The sequence below is a fragment of the Erythrobacter sp. genome, assembly GCF_038133525.1.
In the GTDB taxonomy this organism is placed as follows: Bacteria; Pseudomonadota; Alphaproteobacteria; order Sphingomonadales; family Sphingomonadaceae; genus Qipengyuania.
In genome coordinates this window covers 1-18,844 of the sequence record NZ_JAYPTL010000045.1, presented here as the reverse complement: position 1 = coordinate 18,844, position 18,844 = coordinate 1, and the positions used below count along the sequence as shown (strand labels likewise).

General features: G+C 65.8%; 15 protein-coding genes and 1 pseudogene. 13 read left to right on the top strand and 3 right to left on the bottom strand.

The window, feature by feature from the left end; genetic code table 11:
• Both AAFM29_RS12165 and AAFM29_RS12160 read right to left on the bottom strand, forming a co-directional pair.
• Window positions 1-1,976: TonB-dependent receptor domain-containing protein (locus AAFM29_RS12165; RefSeq protein WP_341713068.1), on the bottom strand; the 1,976-nt coding region annotated here is incomplete at its 3' end.
• 125 nt (window positions 1,977-2,101) lie between these two features.
• Window positions 2,102-2,677: a sigma-70 family RNA polymerase sigma factor gene (locus AAFM29_RS12160; RefSeq protein WP_341713067.1), complete on the bottom strand. Its 576-nt coding sequence runs from the start codon at window positions 2,675-2,677 to the stop codon at window positions 2,102-2,104.
• Between the two features lie 348 nt (window positions 2,678-3,025).
• On the opposite strand from AAFM29_RS12160, the pseudogene AAFM29_RS12155 reads away from it, so the two are divergent.
• The 11 genes and pseudogenes from AAFM29_RS12155 to AAFM29_RS12105 all read left to right on the top strand — a co-directional run.
• Window positions 3,026-3,211: pseudogene (locus AAFM29_RS12155) on the top strand (transcriptional regulator domain-containing protein); the annotation flags it as partial.
• Window positions 3,212-3,269: 58 nt separating this feature from the next.
• Window positions 3,270-3,848 (top strand): DNA -binding domain-containing protein, encoded by a 579-nt coding sequence (locus AAFM29_RS12150; protein ID WP_341713066.1) that lies wholly within the window; start codon window positions 3,270-3,272, stop codon window positions 3,846-3,848.
• 343 nt (window positions 3,849-4,191) lie between these two features.
• Window positions 4,192-4,890, top strand: a complete 699-nt coding sequence (locus tag AAFM29_RS12145) for a LuxR family transcriptional regulator (RefSeq protein WP_341713065.1) — start codon at window positions 4,192-4,194, stop codon at window positions 4,888-4,890.
• 120 nt (window positions 4,891-5,010) lie between these two features.
• A complete protein-coding gene (locus AAFM29_RS12140; RefSeq protein ID WP_341713064.1) occupies window positions 5,011-5,637 on the top strand; it encodes an acyl-homoserine-lactone synthase in 627 nt (208 codons plus the stop codon).
• A gap of 17 nt (window positions 5,638-5,654) precedes the next feature.
• On the top strand, window positions 5,655-6,500 hold the full coding sequence (locus tag AAFM29_RS12135; protein WP_371830740.1) for a phytanoyl-CoA dioxygenase family protein: 846 nt from the start codon (window positions 5,655-5,657) through the stop codon (window positions 6,498-6,500).
• The gene (locus AAFM29_RS12130; protein ID WP_341713062.1) at window positions 6,497-7,090 is read left to right on the top strand and encodes a GntR family transcriptional regulator; all 594 of its coding nucleotides are present in this window, start codon (window positions 6,497-6,499) and stop codon (window positions 7,088-7,090) included. The genes AAFM29_RS12135 and AAFM29_RS12130 overlap by 4 nt, the downstream gene beginning before the upstream one ends.
• Before the next feature lie 313 nt (window positions 7,091-7,403).
• Complete coding sequence (locus AAFM29_RS12125; RefSeq protein ID WP_341713061.1) at window positions 7,404-8,009, top strand: hypothetical protein; 606 nt, start codon at window positions 7,404-7,406, stop codon at window positions 8,007-8,009.
• A gap of 62 nt (window positions 8,010-8,071) precedes the next feature.
• Window positions 8,072-8,689 (top strand): hypothetical protein, encoded by a 618-nt coding sequence (locus AAFM29_RS12120; protein ID WP_341713060.1) that lies wholly within the window; start codon window positions 8,072-8,074, stop codon window positions 8,687-8,689.
• A 102-nt stretch (window positions 8,690-8,791) separates the two neighbouring features.
• A complete protein-coding gene (locus tag AAFM29_RS12115) occupies window positions 8,792-11,767 on the top strand; it encodes a hypothetical protein (protein ID WP_341713059.1) in 2,976 nt (991 codons plus the stop codon).
• On the top strand, window positions 11,764-12,399 hold the full coding sequence (locus AAFM29_RS12110) for a phage tail protein (RefSeq protein ID WP_341713058.1): 636 nt from the start codon (window positions 11,764-11,766) through the stop codon (window positions 12,397-12,399). Before AAFM29_RS12115 ends, AAFM29_RS12110 begins: the two co-directional genes overlap by 4 nt.
• 23 nt (window positions 12,400-12,422) lie before the next feature.
• Entirely contained in the window at window positions 12,423-13,772 is a 1,350-nt protein-coding gene (locus tag AAFM29_RS12105; RefSeq protein ID WP_341713057.1) for a hypothetical protein, read from the top strand.
• A gap of 83 nt (window positions 13,773-13,855) precedes the next feature.
• Here AAFM29_RS12105 and AAFM29_RS12100 read toward each other — a convergent pair whose 3' ends face one another.
• Window positions 13,856-15,418 (bottom strand): sigma 54-interacting transcriptional regulator, encoded by a 1,563-nt coding sequence (locus AAFM29_RS12100; RefSeq protein WP_341713056.1) that lies wholly within the window; start codon window positions 15,416-15,418, stop codon window positions 13,856-13,858.
• A 113-nt stretch (window positions 15,419-15,531) separates the two neighbouring features.
• On the opposite strand from AAFM29_RS12100, the gene AAFM29_RS12095 reads away from it, so the two are divergent.
• Complete coding sequence (locus AAFM29_RS12095; protein ID WP_341713055.1) at window positions 15,532-17,679, top strand: protein kinase; 2,148 nt, start codon at window positions 15,532-15,534, stop codon at window positions 17,677-17,679.
• A 1-nt stretch (window position 17,680) separates the two neighbouring features.
• Window positions 17,681-18,196, top strand: coding sequence for a hypothetical protein (locus AAFM29_RS12090; protein ID WP_341713054.1), 516 nt, complete (start codon window positions 17,681-17,683; stop codon window positions 18,194-18,196).
• The last annotated feature ends 648 nt before the right edge of the window (window positions 18,197-18,844 follow it).

Genomic DNA, 18,844 nt, shown 5'->3' with positions numbered 1-18,844 from the left:
TCGTCCGTGATCCTTTGCTCGCTGTCCAGCCAGCTGCCGGTCATATCGAACGACAGCTTGCGATCCTGGCCGAGATTGTGTTCCCAGGCGATCCGGGCATCGAACCCCTTTACCGCCCATGCAGCGACGTTGATGTTGCGGTTGTCGACCAGCGCCACGACATTGGCCGGATCGTAGGGAGCCCCGGTAAAGTTCTGCAGGCCGAACTGGGCATCGGCGATCAGCGCCGCGAGCTGGGCGGGCTCGGGCGAGAAGTCGATCAGGCTCGCATAGCCGGGATTGCTGAATGCCGATGCGATCCCGCCGGTGATGGGGCTGACCACCCGGTCGTCGTAGTCGATATCGTACCAGGTCCCCGAAATGGCGAGGCCGGGTACCGCGACCGGCTTGAGTTCGAATCCGGCAGTCCAGCTGCGCGAACGCTCGGGCTTGACGTCGGGATTGCCGCCCGCGGCGAATACGAAAGTCTCGCCTGCCGCACCGGCACCGAAGGGCGCTGCCGGCAGGAGCGCGGCTTCATAGAAGATATATTGCTGGTAGAGGGTTGGCGCCTTGAACGAGCGCGCCCAGCTTGCGCGCAATGCCAGCCCATCGAAGGGCGAATAGCTGATCCCCAGCCGCGGAGTGGCCAGCCGGTCGAGACCCGGATAGTCCTCGTAGCGCAGGGCCGCGGACAGCGAGAGCGCCGCGAAGCCGGGAGCGGCATTATCGCGCGATACGAAGGGCAGGAACAGCTCGGCATAGCCGAAGCGGGCGCGTCGATTGATGTCGAATGCGTTCTCGCTGAAGGCATCCGCAAGCGCGAAGTCGAGGCTGTTGTTGCGCAGCCCTGCGCCGATGGCGAGGCGCGCAGCGCCACCCCCAAGCGCGAACAAGGGACCTTCCGCCCCGACCTCCAGCGATGTGACCTCGTTGAAGTATCGTCCTTGGGTGATCCTCGGCGAAGCGCCGTTTGGCGTCAGTGTCGTGCGAAAGCGCGTGCGGTCGCGCCCGAACACCCCGGAGAAATCCAGCTGCCAGCCGGAAGAGATGTCCACCCGCAGCGAGGGGGCGATGCCATAGCCTTCGAGCCTTGGGTCGCGGGTGATGCGCAGGGCGGAGGTGCCGCTGCGGGTAAGCGACTGGCGGCGGGAATAGAAGGCATCGACGCGCGCCAGCATCCCCGGCGCGAGCTCGTGATGACCCGACAGGATTGCCGCATGCCGCCGCATCGAGGGAAAGAGCGTGGCGTCGGGATCGAGCGCCGCGGCATAGGACCTCTGGTTCGCCCGGATCTGGGAATTATGCGCGAAATCATAGGCCAGGAGCAGCCCGCCGCCGTCCCAGGTGGTCCCGCCGACGATATCGGCCTGCTGCCGGAAATAGCCTCCAGCGGTACTGGCACCCAGTTGCGCCGATGTCGTTACGCCTTCGAAGTCGGGCCGCAGGATGACATTGACCACGCCGCCGACCGCATCCGATCCGTAGAGTGCCGACGCACCGTCGGGCAGGACTTCCACACGGTCGATCGCGGCGAGCGGGAATGCCGAGATGTCGACGCCCTGGAAGGCCGAGTTATAGGGCAGGCGATGCCCGTTCAGCAGCGTCAGCGTCGCGTCGGCACCAAGGCCGCGCAGGTTCGCGCTCGAGGCCGAGCTGATATTGCTGTTGACGAGGCCAGCGCCTGAGCCGACGCCCGGATTCTGGCCCCCCGAGAAGTTCTGGGGGAGGGAGCGCAGGGCTTCGCCGAGATCGACCTGGCCAGCCTCGACGATGACTTCGCGCTCGAGCACGACGGTCTCGCCGATGGCGGCAGCGCCCCTGATCCTGGTGCCCGTCACCACGATCGGCTGGCTCGCGTCTTCGCTGTCGGTGGGCGCGGAGCTGCCTGCCTGCCCGCTTGCCCCACCCGGTGGGGTTTCTTGAGCGAAGAGCGGCGCCGACACGCCGGTCAAGGCAGTGGCTGCGAGCAGGATCGAAAGTCGCTTGAATTCCATGATTGTCATACCTCCCTGTTGGTGGCGGGAAGCATCCGGCTTGCCCGTCGGGGAGTAAGACGCCGGGAAAGGCAGGCACCTTAGTTTTCGCGCGAATTTTTTCGTCGCGTGCGAGGGAGGGAGGATCAGTCACCCTTGCCAAGTGCCGAGCGCAACCGGCCAAGGGCCTTCATCATATGATAGTCGACCGTCGGGAGCGCGATGCCCAGCTCGTGTTGAATCTCGCGATAGGTCTTGTGCTCGAAGCGGTTCATGCTGAAGACCCGGGCAGTCTTGACCGGCATCTCCGCGATGGCCGCCTGGATAGCCTTCAAGGTCTCTTCCAACTGGAGGCGTTCGTCCTGGTCGGGGCGGCAGGGCGCATCGAACTCCTCGCAAATCGGCAGCGTCGCCACCTGCCTCTGCATGCGGCGGGAGAAGTCTATGGCCGCATTGCGCGCGATGCGGTGGAGATATGCGGGGGGATTTTCGAGGAGCAACAGCTGCTTGCTGCTTGCCAGGCGCAGGAAGACTTCCTGCGTGAGGTCGTGCGCATGCTCGGACCCGACCCGGCAGGCCAGGTAGGCGAGGATGGTGGCGCGCTCGTTGCGGTAGAGCGCATCGAGCGCCAGGCGCCGTGCGTGCCGGCAAAAGGCCGGACCGATTACACCGGAATCCGGCGACAAGGCTGGTGTGTCCGGACCGAGGGCCGGTGACTGCATGACCATAGCTTGGGAAAGAAGGCAGCCGTGCCGTGTTTGCCCGTTGCAGTCGGGCAGGCATGGTAGCCAGTTCTGCGCCGTCGTCCGGGATGCCCTGGCATCCCTTGATCGGATCGGCCGCCGGGCTCTGATCGGACCGGCGCGCTTGATGTCTGGCGGAAGAATCCACGCGACCTGTGCCAGGATTGCAGTGCGCGCGGGGCCTACTTGCCCAAGGTCGGGTGCTCGCGCAACCCGAATTTACGTTACGGAAAGCGGATACTTATCCATTTTGGCGGTAATCGATCGGGCCGCGAGTGCACCGGATTGCGCCAGACTCCAAGGCCTGGGGAGGCATTCCCCCCGGACATGGAATGTTCCGCGATCGTCCGACCGCTTAGCGCTTCCGTCGAGGAAAGGAGGTGCTCGATGAACCGGATCCGCGATCGACGACAAGCAGCCGGGGCCCGCGACCTATCCGACTTTGCCCAGGAGTTCCTGCGCCGCAACCCGGAGTATCGGGCGGATTATCGGCGGCTCGCTTCGGGCAAGGTCGGTAGCCCCTGCGCGACCCGCCGTCGGCTTGCGGCCTGGTCATGGGGCCTGGAATTTCATGTTCGATCCCGACCGGCCCGTCGGCGAATATCCGGCGATCTGGCGGGCAGTTGCGAACACTGCGGTCGTCACGGTCCTCGCCGGTGCCAGCTGCAGCACGTCGATCGGCCGCCTCCTTGCGGGTCACCGGCGGCTCGTCGATCGCACTTCGCCAGGCGGGCGTCACCTGGTCGTCGATGGAGAGCTTGGTCGCCATCGTATCTTCATGCCGCGGACCCGCGAGACCCGGATGGCGGGATATCTGGTCGAGGCGGACGGTCTTGCCTTGGCCCGCCTGGCAGCACTCGCGAGCCTGCACCGCGATGGCGCGGCCACCAGCAAGGGCTTGGCGGCTCCGATACCGTCAGCGAACCGACGGCGGCGCCTCGAATTGCTCCTGGCGATCCTCGATCGCCTTGGGCAAGCGGGAGGGCGCGGGACAACCACGCGCGAACTGGCCGGGGAACTCATCTACCCGCATCATGCGCTCGGCTCGGCGATCGAATGGAAGAGCTCGTCGCAGCGCCGCCAGGTCCAGCGTCTCGTCGCGGAGGCCCGGTTCATGAGGGATGGGGGATTCAGGGACCTGCTGCGCTGAGGCTGACGCGAATTCCGGAGCGGTTCGCGCGACATTCGGTAAGGTTCGGAACGGCGCGTTTCCCAAGGCTGGGTACGAGTTCGCTGGCGCACTTTTACAAATCGGGTCAGAGCCTTATCAGCTGCCGTGGCGGACCACTCGCGAGGAAGCCCGCCAGCCAAATGGCCCGAGAAATCGGGGTCGCAACTGCAACAGCCCGGAGCGGCGGGATGGAACCGCCTCGACGGGGAAAGAGCAGGCGGATGGGTCCGGCGTGTTGGATGGCGCCGGGCACACCGGATGACAGTCTATGCCGGCCAAATTTGTAGAGGAATTTGCATCTGAACTGATCAATGTCCGAGCCGTGACCGAACTGAACGCGGCGCTGTCGTGTGCTGCCGTTCGGCTCGGCTTCGATCACTTTGCCCTCAGCCTCGAACTGCGCTCGCAATCCCGCGCGAGCCCGGGCCTGTTGCTGCACGATTATCCCGAGGAATGGGCGAGCGTCTACACGGGCTTCGACCTTGCCGGCCAGGATCCCGTGCGGCGGGCCTCCGACAAGAGCTTCACGGGATTTACGTGGGACAGGATGGAAGAGCTCATTCCGCTCACGCGCGGTGACAGGCAAATGCTCTCGGTCGGACGCGAATGCGGCATCGGCGACGGCTATACCGTGCCAAGGCACCTGCCGGGCATGGCCCGCGGCACCTGCTCCTTCGTCGTCCACCCCCGCAACCATCTCCCGCATCGCTTGCTGGCAGCGGCGGAGATCATAGGCGCGCTGGCCCTGAGCTGCGCCCTGGCGCTGGAGGAAGAGGAGCCGGAAAGCCCCGGTCCCGTATTGACCGATCGCCAGCGCGAATGCCTCTTGTGGACGGCACGAGGCAAGACCGCGGCCGAGACCGCGATGATCCTCGGCATCGGGATCGAGACCGTCAACCAGCACCTCAAGATGTCGCGCGAGCGCTACCAGGTGCATTGCAAGCAGGCGCTGATCGTCTCCGCGCTGTTCGACGGCCTGATCGGCTTTTCGGATATCATCCGCTGGCGCGGTACCGGCTGAAGGTTCGCGAGATACTGTTCCCTTGGTGGTCCCGGAAGGTCGTATCCCCAATTCTTGGTATATGGCTCGCTGCGAGAATCTGATCATTGGGCGCCTGGTTTTGTCGATCAGGTGGTCCATATGCTCAATTTCCCGCTCGCCGCGCATGTCCCCGCTTCGCACCCGGTCCTTGGGGCCATGTTCGAGGCGCGAAAGCGCGTGTTCGTCGATCTGCTCGGATGGGACGTACCCGTGCTTAAGGGCTCCTATGAAGTCGACCAGTTCGACACCGAGGATGCGGTCTATATCGTCCTTACCGACGATCGCGGGCGGCATCGCGCATCGACGAGGCTGTTGCGAAGCGAGGGCCCGCATATCCTCGGCACGCTCTTTCCGGCGCTCTGCGAGCACGGCGTACCGACAGGGCCGAAGGTCAGGGAAATAACCCGGTTCTGCATCGAACCGACGCTGTCGCGTCCCGAGCGCCGGCTTGCGCGGGACGAGCTGGTGAGCGCGGTCGCGGACCACGCCCTTCGGGCCGGGATCGACAGCTATACCGCCGTTGCCACGCGCGGGTGGTTCTCCCAGGTCGCGCGGTTCGGCTGGGACTGCCGCGCGCTGGGACCCGGGCGCCACATCGGCGAGGAGAACCTTATTGCCCTGCGCATCGACATCGCCGCCGACACTCCGGCCCTGCTTGCCGGGCGAGGCATCTACAGGAAATCCGCCTTCCACATCCTCGATGCTGCCATGGAGCCCGTGTCGTGAGCGGGGTCGATTGCGCCATGTGGCACGAACGGCTGCGCGCGGACGGCTATTGCATCATTCCTGGCCTGCTGCCGCAGGCGAGCCTCGCGAAACTCGATCGCGACCTGGAAGATAGCTTCGAGGATACGCCCTTCGGTCAGGGTGACTTCTATGGCTATCGGACAAAGCGCTTCGGCAGCCTATTGCGCCGTTCGCCGATCATGGCCGAGCTTGTTCTCCAGCCGCTGGTGCTGGGCCTTGCCCATGCCGTACTCGCAGGCGCCTGCGATCGAATCCAGCTCAACGTGGCGCAGGCTATCGCGATACATCCAGGCGAGATCGAACAATTCCCCCACTGCGACCACGACATGTGGGCGGGCGCCAAGGGCGTGCATGAATATTTGCTCAATGTGATCTGGCCGCTCACCGAATTTACGGCGGATAATGGCGCCACCCGATTATATCCAGGAACCCATCGGCAGCAGGTCGGCGATCTTGCGGACCTGCCTGCGTGGGTGGTGGCCGAGGCGAGGCCGGGCGATGCCATTTGCTTCCTCGGGTCGACTGTCCATGGAGCGGGCCCGAATGCATCGAACTCGGTTCGCCGCGGGGCGCTGATCGGCTATAGCCTTGGCTGGCTCAAGCCTTATGAAAACCAATGGCTTGCCTATCCTCCGGCGATTGCCCGGCACTTCCCGCGAGAACTGGCCGAACTGGCCGGATATGTGCAGCACAGGCCCAACCTCGGCAATTACGAGGGGCAGTGCCCTTCGATCCTGCTCGGTACGGATGTCCCCGCTTATCCGCAGGCGACGGACGCCTTGCGTCCCGACCAGGCCGAAGCGGTTCGCGCCTTTGCCGAGACGCGCGGGCGCAGCTTGTGAGCCCGGCGCATGTCCTCGAGCCGACCTATCGTCGCCTCAAGCTGGCCGTGACCTCGGGAGAGCGACCGAGCGGGAGCAAGCTGGAGGCGATGCGCATCGCCGACGAGTTTGGCGTAAGCATGTCTCCGGTACGCGACAGCCTCAACCAGCTGGTCGGCGAAGGATTGGTGGAGCTGAGGCCCGGATTGGGGTTTCACGTTCCTCCCCTTACCGAGAGCGAGCTGCGCGACCTCCTCGATGTAAACCGGCTGCTGCTCGAAGGCGCGATCGGGCTTGGAGGGCAAGCCGCGGCGGAAATCCGGCTCGACAAGGGGGAGGGAGGCTATGCGGACCGGCTTGCCGCGGCCTTCGCCGCCATCGCTACCGGGTCCGGCAACCGGATGTTGGCGGGCATGGTCGATCGGATCAGCGAGCGGCTGAATCCGCTCCGGATCAGGGAGGATCGGGAACTGTCCGATTCGATGGTGCTGCTCGACATCGTCGAGCGAAGCGTAGCGATCGGCGCAGCCGTGTGCCTTGAGGCGATCGCACTCTATCATGACAGTCGCCAGGCTGCCGTCCCCCGATTGATTACATTGCTCGCCGGGTGATCCTTGGAAGGCCGCGCCCAGGCCTTCGACTGCATTCATGGAATTCTCGCGGCGCTATCCGGCCCGATAGTCGGGCAGCTGCGCTTCAGCTTCGCCGTGTCCTGCGTGTCGGATGTGTCGCCCCGACACAGGCGACGGGCCGCGCAGATCCCTCGGCGGCATTAACCCACTGAAAAAACGTCACGTTCTGTTTGGCACGGCGCTTGCGAGGCAAGGCTGCGACCAGTGTGCGTCCGATGCCGGAGGCCATGTGGAAGCGGCTGCAAGGAGACGTGCGGGTGGCAGAGGGTTCGAGCCTGGGAAGCGGTTTTCGATGATCAGGCAACTGACCTTCATCAATCGGGCGGAGTGCCTGGAGGGCAGCGAGGTCGTGCTCTTCCAGAAGAACAGGTGCGCCAATGACGGCATGGACGACATTGCCTGGCGGCGTATCCGTCATTGCCCCGAGGGCTGGCATCATCCCTTCACCTATTCATGCCGGGTCGAATGCTCGACCACCGACGCCTTCGGAAACTTCTCGCCTCCCATCCCGGCCAATGAAGGTTCGGTATTCGAGATCCGCAAGCGGCACGACGATCGCCCGGTCCTGCGCCGGATACCCTTGCAGGAGGGCAGCGGGATCAGCGTGACCAATCGCATGTGGCGTGGTTCGCTCGACGTGAACATCCTGCGCGACAGCCACGTGCTCGCCCGCTGGCCAGGCCTGCCGCCGATGCAAACCGCGCATTTCGGCTTCGATCCCGATCTGTGGGTCGGCCTCGGTCGGGCGCCGCAGTCCCATGAGCCGGTCCAGAAGGTGCAGTCCGTAAGGTCGGCAACCAGGCTGTCGCTGCGACAGGTTCGCACGGCCGACATCGTGATGAGCGGAGGTCGCGGCCGGCCGATCGGCTTTCATTTGGAGAACGTCAATTCCGGGTGAGCGCGCTGCGCTCCCCAGACCCCAGGCAACGCGTGTTGCAAATAGCAAGAATGGAGATCGTCATGGATATTCAATTGAATTTCATCAACAGTTCCAACGACGCGAACAATTCGCAGATCGTCATATTCCAGAAGAATGTGGCGACCGACTACGAAGAGCTCGCGATCGCCTGGCAGGTGATCAAGAACTGTGGGCAGGGGGATAACCATCCCTTCAGCTACCCGATGACCATGCAGGTCTCGGCCAGCGACAGCTGGGGCAATTTCACCCCGCAGCTCGATGCCCAGAACGGCCAGCAGTTCTCGGTCAAGCGCAACTCGTCGGGCAACCAGCTGCAATATGCCGGCAATGCCGTCAATGTGAACGAGATCGAGGTCCTCAACGCCCTCGACCCCGGTGCCATCGGCGCGAACATCTACAAGGCCGGCAAGCTGCTGGCGCAGAAGACCTCGATCGCACCCCGGCAGAAGGCCGTCTTCCGGTTCAAGCCGACGATCTGGATCGGTGTCGCCTCGCAGATCGAAGAGGGCCAGGTCATGAACTCGGCCATTCTCTCGAATATCAACACCGAATTGTCCCTCCTCGGTGTGCGCAAGGCCGACATCGTCATGACCGGTGGCGGACCGGGCGCGACTTCGACGCCGTTCGAATTCGAGCTCAAGAACGTCGAGATGGCCTGATCATGGATGGCCGCCGCATCTCCCGCCGAAGAGGACCGGTCGCCCCCGTCCTTCCTCGCCGGCGCGAGGCTTGCGGCGGCCACTTTTTAGCGGTGAACCAAGATGTCCCGTCGCTCTGAAGCCGCCAGCTCGATTGCCTATCGGCAATGGGAGGCTCTCGGTGGCCAACTCGTCATCGATTTCACGATCGATCGAAATCCGGCCGACCGCCAGCTCTCCACGGCGCTCGTCAGGAGCGGCGCGAACCCGAAAGAGCATGAGACGATCGAAATCACCACCGAGCGCTGGACCCACGTCAACCTCGCCTTCAAGAACGGCGTTTGCCTGGCCGGGCGGTTTACCCAGCGCGACAATGTGGAAATCGAGGGCGAGAATTCGATCTCGATCTTCGTCGACATCCACTTCGGGTTCCTCGGGCGCGAGCAGATGCATTTCGAAGGCGTCATCGTCTATTGCCCCGCGGCAGGTCCGCCTGGACCTCCGTTCCCGCCCGTTCCGCCTTCGCCGCCTCCGATCCCGCCCGACGACGGTGGTTCGGGCTATTCGCCGGGACCTGTTCCGCAGGTCTTCGGACCTCCCCAGGACCTCTTCCCCTATGTCTATGTGCGCGACTGGTCGGCGATCGAGCTTGCCGAGCATGGCGATGCCTTCATCCGCTACGTGCCGGCCGAGCTGCCCGATCGTTTCATCGCCGCGCTCGAGGAGGCGCAAGACCTGCCCGCGCGGGTCGCTGTCGCCGAGGGCTTCGTCGAAGGCGAGGAACCCCATCGCGGCAGGTTCCTGGCGGAGCCGCGCCGGCTTGGTTCGGTGCTGGGCCGCTTTCCCCGGATCGCGGAGAGGCTCCACAATAGCGAGGAGGCGCCGGAGGACTGGCTGCTTACTGCCGAGTTTGCGCTGGTCGAAGCGCTCGAACAGTCCGGCCAGTCGGCTGCCTACCTGCGCTCCGCCGAGTATCGCAAGCAGATCGAGAGGGCCTGGGCGAGCTACTTCGCGCTGGTCGTTCTCAATGGCTTGCTGCCGCGCGACCGCGACGATCTCGCCCGTCTCCTGTGGACGGCGCACCTTGTCGCGACGGCATTCCGGATCAAGCATGACGAGCTCAGGCTGCGCGACCTCGACGACGCCAGGATCCGCGACCTGCGCCATGCCGTGCTCCTCCTGCCCGAGTGGATGCGACCCCGCTCCGAAAGGATCGTGTCGGGCAAGAACTCGGCCGAACTCTATGCGATCGGCGACCTGCAAATGGTGCGCCACCAGCTGCTCGGCTACGTCCCGGGGGAGATCGCCCGGATCGACAATGTCATGCCCGGCGAGCGTCGGGAGGTGCGCAACGAGCACCTCGAGGAGCTCTACGACGAGCAGGCCTCCTCCAGCGAGGAGCTGCGGACGATCCGCTCCGATGCGGGGGACGAGCGGGTCAATCTCCTGCACCAGGCCCAGCGCCTTGTCGGCGAGAAGCTGAGGATCAAGGATTACGGCGACCTGACGACGACCTACGGGCCGCCGACCAATGCGACGATGAATGGCAAGCTTACCGTGACCACGCGGCACGGCCAGCCGAGCCGGGTCGAGGATGCGACCAGCTTTGCCAGGAATATCGTCAGTCGTTCGGTCGAGGAAATCGGTCATTCCGTGCGCCGGCTGCGGATGCGCGCGGCGCTCTCGCGGACCCAGGAGACGGTCAGCAGCGTCATCGACAATAGCGCGAGCGAATGCGCGCGGGTGTCGACCTTTCGCTGGGTCGACCAGCTCTACGAGGCCCATGTCGTCGAATATGGCCACAGGCTGATGCTCGAGTTCTCGATCGACCATCCGGCCCGCGATTTCATTGCGCGCCACGACGAGGATTCGGGGCACAGGCTGCGCAAGCCATTGTCCCCTGCCGCGGCCTTCGACGTGAAGAGCTTCGAGGATATCACGTCGGCCAATTACGCGGTGCTCTGCGCCGCCTACAAGGTCACCGACATCAGGCCGCCACCGGCGCAGGTGGTGATGATCGGTACGACGCTGCGCGGGGACGATGAACAGCAGCTCGTCGTTCCCGCGGGCTACCAGACGGTCAAGGCGAAGGCCGAAAGCACCTCGGTGCCGCCCGGGGAGCCGACCCCTGCGGTCCGGGTGGGAAGCGTGGAGCTTGCCGGCGGCAAGGAGGTCGACTTGCCCGCCTATGGCGAGGCGATGCCGGTGCCCGTCTCCATGGCCGGCCCCGTGCCCGGGCTCGCTGCCTTGCCCGAAGGCCCGGAGCCGCAACCGCTGCCTCCCCCATCGCCGCCAGCCCCGCCGCCACCTCCGAAGGCGTCGGGGTTCGAGCCGTCACTCCCGGGCATGCGCCTTCCGCGCGGCGAATCCGGGCCCAGCGACGGGCCGCGTATCGAGGCCCTTCTCACCAATGTCGAAATACGCTGCGAACCCACGCCGCGCGCGATGAGCGAATGGCGGATCGCGATCTACCGCGCCGTGGTCGAGGGATGGGACGCGCAGGTGAGGGAATACTACCGGGGTATCGAGCAATCATCGGCACGCCATGGGGCCGCACTCAACCCGCGCTACGAGCGCGATGCCGAACGCGCCGAGCTCAAATCCGCCTGTATCGCTCTGATGATCGGCGACCCCGTCGCGCAAGCGGCGGCGGACGACCCCGACGATGGCGTCCGACTGCCCCAGCTGCTCCAGTTCCTCGAGCTGGCGATCGAATGGGGCGAGATGGCCTATGAGCTTGCAGGGGGCCTGGCGGGCAAGGGTCGCGGACCCGACCTCGCCAAGGACGAAGCCCCTTTCGCGAATTTCCTCCAGGCCTCGCGGGCGCGGATCCTCGTCCCGGTATCGCCGGTAAGATTGCGAGCCTTGCTCTACTTCTGGTCGACCGGCCAGGTCTGGGACGGTCCCGACTGGCTTGTCCCCGTGCACCGCGACCAGGCCGCGCTTGCCTTCGATGCCCATGAGCCGGCGGCCCGGGGCCGCGAGGTTCACCGCGGGTGCTGGCGGGTGCTGGTGCCGACCGCCATGCAGATCCTCGATGACTGCTGCGACAAGCTCGGGGCAGTCCTCTCCGGCGATGCGCCGGAGGGGCAGTCATGATCCGGCCCCAGCCCTTTACGGAGAGGCCGCATTTCGGCGAGCCGCCGGTCGGCGCGGTGATGGCCTTCGCCGGAGACCTGGGCGCTCCGGTGCCGGTGCAGGAGGGCGTGCCAGAGGGCAAGGGGCCCGCCTATGTGACCGAGCCGATCGAGGCCTGGGGGTGGATGCTGTGCGACGGCCGCGCGCTCGATACCTACGATTACCATGAGCTGTTCTGCGCCCTCGGTTACCTCTACGGCGGCGAGGGCGACAGCTTCAACATTCCCGATTACCGCGGCGCCTTCATGCGCGGCACCGATCTGGGTGCGGGGAAGGATCCCGACCGGAACAAGCGCACCAGCGCGAGCGGCGGGAACGAGCTCTATGACGGGGTGGGCTCGCGGCAGCTTTATGCCGTGCAGAACCACGAGCACGACCTGGCCGTCGCGCCCATGCCCTCGGGCGACAAGGCGAAGGTCGACATCGTGACCAAATCGCCGACGAAGGTGCAAACCGCCAAGGTCTACCTCGATCCGGCGGCGGACCCGCCGATCGAGGTCAGCAAGAACGAAACGCGGCCTGCCAACACCGCGGTCAATTACATCATCAAGTTCACTTACCGGGTTCGGCGGCACGCCGGCCGAAGGTCGTAGATTTGCAAGGAAGGAACAGTGCAATGGCCTACAAGAAGATCCAGTTCATCGGATATTCGATCGATACCGGCCCCGGGGTGGACAAGAAGACGGGCGAGGAGGAATATCTCGGCCTGACCAATGCCCGCCACGATATCGAGGCCCGCTGCCTGCTGATGCGCCGGGCGATGGAAACCGCGCGCAAGCACATCGGCGACAAGCCCTCGCAGGACAAGATCCTCAAGGTCTTCATGGCACCCGAGTTCTTCTTCCGGGGACGGCGCGGCGCCTATACCATGGACGAGGTCCAGCATGCGCTCGCCGAGCTCCAGGCCCTCGCGGCGGAAGGCCAGTGGGACAATTGGCTGATCGTCTTCGGGACCGTGCTCGGCGAATGGGACGAAACCGGCGACGAGGATACGAAGCGCGGCATCAATTTCGCCCTGATCCAGGAAGGCGGCGTTGCCGCGGCCGGTTCGAACGGGGCCCGCATCGTCATGAAGGAGCTGAAGTCGAACATCGATTTCATCACCGGCGTGGCCAATCCCGGCGGCATATTGTGGGGCGAGATCGAGCATATGGACCCGGGACCGAGCGGCCCGGGGCGCGAGGCGCAAAGGCTCAATTACGACGGAGCGGGCCTCTTCGATGCCTGCGGGATAAGCTGGGCCGCCGATATCTGCCTCGATCATCTCGAAGGACGGCTGCTCAATTCGCCGCAGCTCCCGGGAAGCCGGCAGGTCCAGGTCCAGCTGGTGCCGTCCGCCGGGGCCTCGATCGAACCCGACAACATCATCGCGCAGGACGGCGGCTATGCGTTCAACGTCGATGGGCTCAATGGGTCCGAAGTCACGCTGGTCGAGAACCGCTTCCCGTGGGATCCGATCGTGCCGGGTGCGGTGATCGATGTCTCCGACGCCGATATCGACCTGCCGACCGACCCGCCGGAGGCGGTCGGGATCGACCGGATATATGCGCGGGGCGCGGGCAAGGTGGTGGTCTACAAGCCGGTCGAGACGCCCGAGGAAAGATTTGTCGCGGGCGAGATCGTCGAGCTGCATTGGGCGGCCGGGCAGGGGGTCACGCTCGACTTCTCGCTCATCTACGACGAGCAAGGTCACTATGTGACCATGCTTTGCCAGCTCGATTGCCCCGAAGTTCCCCGGGCCACCAACCGGTACTTCGTGCCGCTCGATCTGGAGACCACCGCCAGGGACGGGGACAAGGTGGTCTTCAGGGTCGGCAAGGGAGCGGGCGCCGAGGGCTATCACGCCTCGTGCAACTGCACGATCGAAACCGAGACTTTCAACTTCTCGGGCGTGGCCTTCCTGTTCGACCTGCGGGCGCCCGGCAGCGGCAAGCCGCCGGCGAAGCTGCCGCTGACCAACTGGTAGGCAACCGTCCCGCGCGGGTTGCGGCCTGGACGAGGCTCGCACGCCGCGCCCGGCTGGCCGGACGGGCAGGGCAGGCTCGGGGCCTAGTCCCGCGCCAGCTGCAGGATCCGCTTGCGCAAGGCATCGCGCCCGACCCGCAGATGGCTCGCCCAGCGATCGAGACCGCCCTCGACGGTCCTTAGGGTCGTATGGATCTGTTGATCCGAGAGTTCCTCGATCGAATTCACCGCCTCGGACCGCGCCATGAGCTCATAGAGCGAGGTGCGGGAGATATTGAGCGCGTCCGCCGCGCCCTTGATCACCCATTTGCTGGCCTCGAGCGCGGCGAGCAGCTCCTCTTCACCGATCTCGAGCGGGTCGCGGTAGCCTCGATTGCTTGACGAAGGCCTGCGCCCGCGCGGCGTGGCTGCGGGTCGCGGCGGCCTGCTTGCGTAAGGCTGGCGGATCGCGAAGGCACTGTCCCCCAGGCGCAGGCGCCGGACCGCGTTGAACAGTTCGCGGACATTGCCCGGCCAGGGAGCCAGCGCAAAGGCGCAGACGCGTTCGGCCAGTGCACGCCCGGGCGCGAGTCGGGGCAGGCCATCGCTTTCGTCGGCAAGGAAATGGCGGACCAGCAAGCCGATATCCACCCGCCGCTCGCGCAGCGGGGGCATGGTGATCTCGATGCCGGCAAGGCGCTGGAGCAAGGGACGGTTGAATGCCGCCTCCCGGCCGGCTTCGTGCAGGGCGCGATCGGTCGCCGCGATCACCCTGACATCGACCGCCCGCGGCCTGGTTTCCCCGACCCGCTGGACTTCGCCAGCCTCGAGCGCGCGCAGCAGCATCGGCTGGACCTCGGCCGGGGTATCGCCGATCTCGTCGAGGAACAGCGTGCCGCCGCTGGCCTGCTCGAACAGTCCGGCGCTGTCGGCTACCGCGCCGGTGAAGGCCCCGCGCCTGGCGCCGAACAGCTCCGCGGGGGCCAGCGAAGGTGCGAGGGCCGCCATGTTGATGCTGACCATGGGGTGGTGAGCGCGATCACTCGCGGCGTGGATCGCCCTTGCGGCGAGTTCCTTGCCGGTGCCGGTCTCGCCGAGTATCAGGACCGGCAGGCGACTTGCCGCGACCCGCTCGATGCTCATGCGCACCTCGACGATCGACTGGCTGATCCCGAGCAGTTCCCCGGTCGCCGCCCACCGCCGGCCATGCGTCGCCGCCGGAGCGTCGAACAGCGCCAGCACGACCGAGTTACCGAGCTTGAGGATTATCTCATGGCCCAGTTCCAGCATGCTGAAACGGGTAGCTGCAACCAGCGGGCGGCCATTGACCTCGACCGCCATCCTGCCCCCGGGAGGCGTAATCTCGAACTCGTCGGCGCTCATGCGCCGCAGCACGATCGGCGAGCGCGAGACGAACTGGTCGGTGAGCGGGCTGTCCCAGTCGTTGAAGCTTGGGGTCAGCCGCGACAGTTCGGCGTGACCCGCTCCGGAAAAATGCAGGGGCGCGACGGCCCCGACCCGGCGGACATCCGGATGCCAGACGATGCCGAAGCACAGGATCGATGCCTCGGGGCCCTCGCGATTGCCCGCGGCAAGCTCGCCGGCGGAGATGGTCCTTGCCGCGAGAAGATCGGTCTCGTCCCCGTCCGCCTTGCCCGTCTCTCCCAACTGCCCCTCCCTTGCTTAAGGCTCTTGTTATAGCATCGTTTTAGGATCGCAGTATTCGGGCAATAGGCCCGATCGTCGATCCGGCCCGTGGGTCGCCCTCGAGGTAATTGCCTATGACCGCGCGTCAAATCGATCGCTATCGACTGCTGCAGCCGATCGGATCCGGCGGACAGGGCGAGGTCTTCTTGGCGCTGGATACGATCCTCGAGCGCAGGGTCGCCTTGAAGTTCCTCGCCGCAGACGAATTCGGGAAGGCGCAGGCGGATCGAACGATCGGCGAAGCGCGCCACCTTGCCCGCCTGCAACACCCCAATATCGTGAGCCTGTTCGGGATCGCCGAACTCGATGGCCGGCCGGCGCTGGTGATGGAATATGTCGAGGGCGAGACCCTGGCGCAGCGGTTGGCGCGCGGTCCGCTGGCGATCGGCGAGGCCTGCGCCATCGCTTGCCAGCTGGCGCGGGCGCTCGACCATGCCGCCAGCCATGGCCTCGTCCACGGCGACGTGTCCCCGCGCAATATCATGATCGACCGCGAGGGCAGTGCCAAGCTGCTCGACTTCGGCGTGGCGCAGCTGCGCGCGGCGCCTGCGGAGCTTGCCACGCTGACCAGCGGGCGCGATGCGCTGTCCGCCTTCTCGGGTACCTTGCCCTATACCGCTCCCGAACGTTTCGCGGGCGATCCGGCGGACACATGCGGCGACATCTACTCGCTCGGTGCGGTGACCTATGAGATGATCGCGGGGCGACCGGCCTTCGGCAGGGGCGATCCTGCCGCGACGATCGGCCGGGTGCTCCATGGGGAGCCCCCGGCGCTCGGCTCCTGCCGACCCGAGACGCCGCACTGGCTCGAGCAACTGGTCGGGCAGATGATGGAAAAGGACCCGGCGCGGCGCCCGGGCGATCCCGGCTCGATCGCCGCCGCCTTGCAGGCCGAAGGTGCCCAACCGCCTGCGAGCGGGAATGTGCCGCCTGGCATTGCCGCGCCGATGCTCCGCCGCGGCAAGCCGCTCGCTGCGCTAGTCCTGCTGGTGGGTCTCGCACTCGTCCCCTTGCCGCCGAGCCACCTCGATCGGCCGCAAGGTAGGGCGCTGTGGCAAGGTGATACGGCCGAAAGCGGGTTCGAGGCGATCGGGCATTTCTACCGCCAGGGCGCGAGCGAGCATGCGGTGTCGGTGTTCTCGAGCCTGCTTGCCGACCGCCCGCAGGATGCCATGCTGAGCGCGGGTCTCGCGCTCGCGCTGATGCGGTCCTACACGTCGCGCGAGACCGACCCCGCGGTCCTGCGGCGGGCTGCCGCGCTGGCCAGGCAGGCGCTCGCCGCAAGCCCCTACCTGGCGCTCTCCAGCATCGCGGCAGGCTGGGCCGCGGAGTTCGAGGGCGATTTCGCGCAGGCCGAACGGCACTATGCGACCGCCGCGGCGCTCGCTCCCGACCATGCGCTGCTGCTCGAGGGACGTATCCGGATCGCGCGCAAGCGGGACGACTTCGCCGGGGCCGAGCAACTGGCGCGCCATGCGATGGCGGTCCATCCCGCCAATCCGGTGTTCCATGGCTATCTCGGCGACCTGCTCTCGCGCCAGGGCAGGCAGGAAGAGGCCGGGCGCGTGTTCCGCGCCGCGCTGTCGCTCGATGCGGACAATGTCGCGGCCTATGCCGGGCTCGCGCATGTCGAGCATATGCAGGGCAGGACGGGCGCGGCGCTGCGCACCATCCAGGCGGGCCTGGCGGTCCATCCGGACCCCTCGCTCTACAGCAATCTGGGGACCTATCTCTATTTCGAGGGGCGCTACGAGCTGGCGGCCGACGCCTTCGCCAGGGCGATCGACCTGAGCGGCAATGCGCATAATTTCATCTATTGGGCGAACCTCGCCGATGCCTGGCAGCAGGTTCCGGCGCGGCGGGCGCAGGCGGTCTCGGCCTATCGCCGTGCGATTCAGATAGTTGCCGGGCAGCTCGAGGCACGCCCCGGGGACCAGGGGTTGAACAGCCGCCTTGCGCTCTATGCGGCCAAGGCGGGCGATGCGGCGCTCGCCCGGCGGGCGCTGGCGGCGGCCTCGGCGCGCCCCGAAGTCGAACTGTCGACGATCTATCGCGCGGTCGTAGTCAATGAATTGACGGGCAATCGCCAACAAGCGCTGGTCGAGCTCGAAAAAGCCATAGGGCGAGGTTATCCGCTCGAGGAAATAAAGGGCGATCCTGATCTTGACTCGCTGCGCCAGGACATCCGATATCACTTGCTGATCGCAGAATTGGGGGGATGAAATGGCGGATAATACGATCACGCTCGAACTACAGGTCGATGCCGACCAGGTGACCAAGTCGCTGGGGTACCGCTTCCTCGATGCGGGCGGGGCGTCGATCTATCGCGACCGGGGCCGCTGCGCGGGGACCTATCATTTCGACAAGGGCGACCGGATCGTGACCCGGGTCGTGGTCAGCGCCAAGGCCGGCGAGACCGTCGAAGTCGCAGTGACCGATCTCTCGCTGGTCTCGGTCTCGACATTGCTGCCCGGCAAGCACGATCTTTCGCTGTTCGATGCCATGTCGGCGTGCCAGTCGATCGGCCAGTGGGGGGTTCCCGAGCGGCATCGGAAAGGCGACGAGACGCTGATCGTCTTCACCTCATCCGATGTCCTCACCGTCGCAAGCGAGAACGGCCAGTGGCAGATGTCGGGCTATCTCTCGCTGGTGGTCGAGACCGCCGCCGGGAAGACGCCGCGGCTGTTCTACTTCGATCCCGAAAGCACGTCTGGCAATGGCGGGGACGTCCCGCAGTAGGCCTGGGGCCGCCCGCGATCAGCGGGCCGCGCCGGTCGCCGGGCAATCGATATCCGGTCGGCGGGCGGAGTTATGGGGGGCCTCCCCGCGCTTGGGCGAAATGGCCTCCTTCGTCCCTGTTGCAGGTCGTCGCGTCGCCGAGCTTTTGTGCGGCTTTGTAAGCTTCGCGCTACATAAGAGCTGTTTAAGGACTTACGAAGGTATCAAAATGCCTGCACCGCACCGTCCTCCCGAGGTCGTCGGTCTCGTGTGACGCAATTGCGCGCGAGGTACCGAAAATGTCACCTTCGTATATGTCGACGAATGGCGACACGACCCCGTCGGCTTCGCGTATCCGGATCTCGAACGGGCCTCTGCCCTCCAGGCGTCAAGTGTCGAGATCGTTCCCGATCGATATTGCCGAATTGGTGATAGGGTAGGGGAAAGCCTTCCCCTGAGCGGGTGACGCTGCGCTGTCCCCTGCTACCCCTACTGCGGGGGCGAGCCCCCGCAACGCCCCCGCGATGCGGAGCGGGGCTGGCGACGCGCTCTCTTCCGCGCATCTTGCGATGCGTTCCCAAGGGCGCGGCCTCTCCGGATATGGGCCCCGCGCGCACTCCGATTGCGACTGGCACGGGCAGGCAGGCCGGTCTTGCGGGCGCCAGGCCC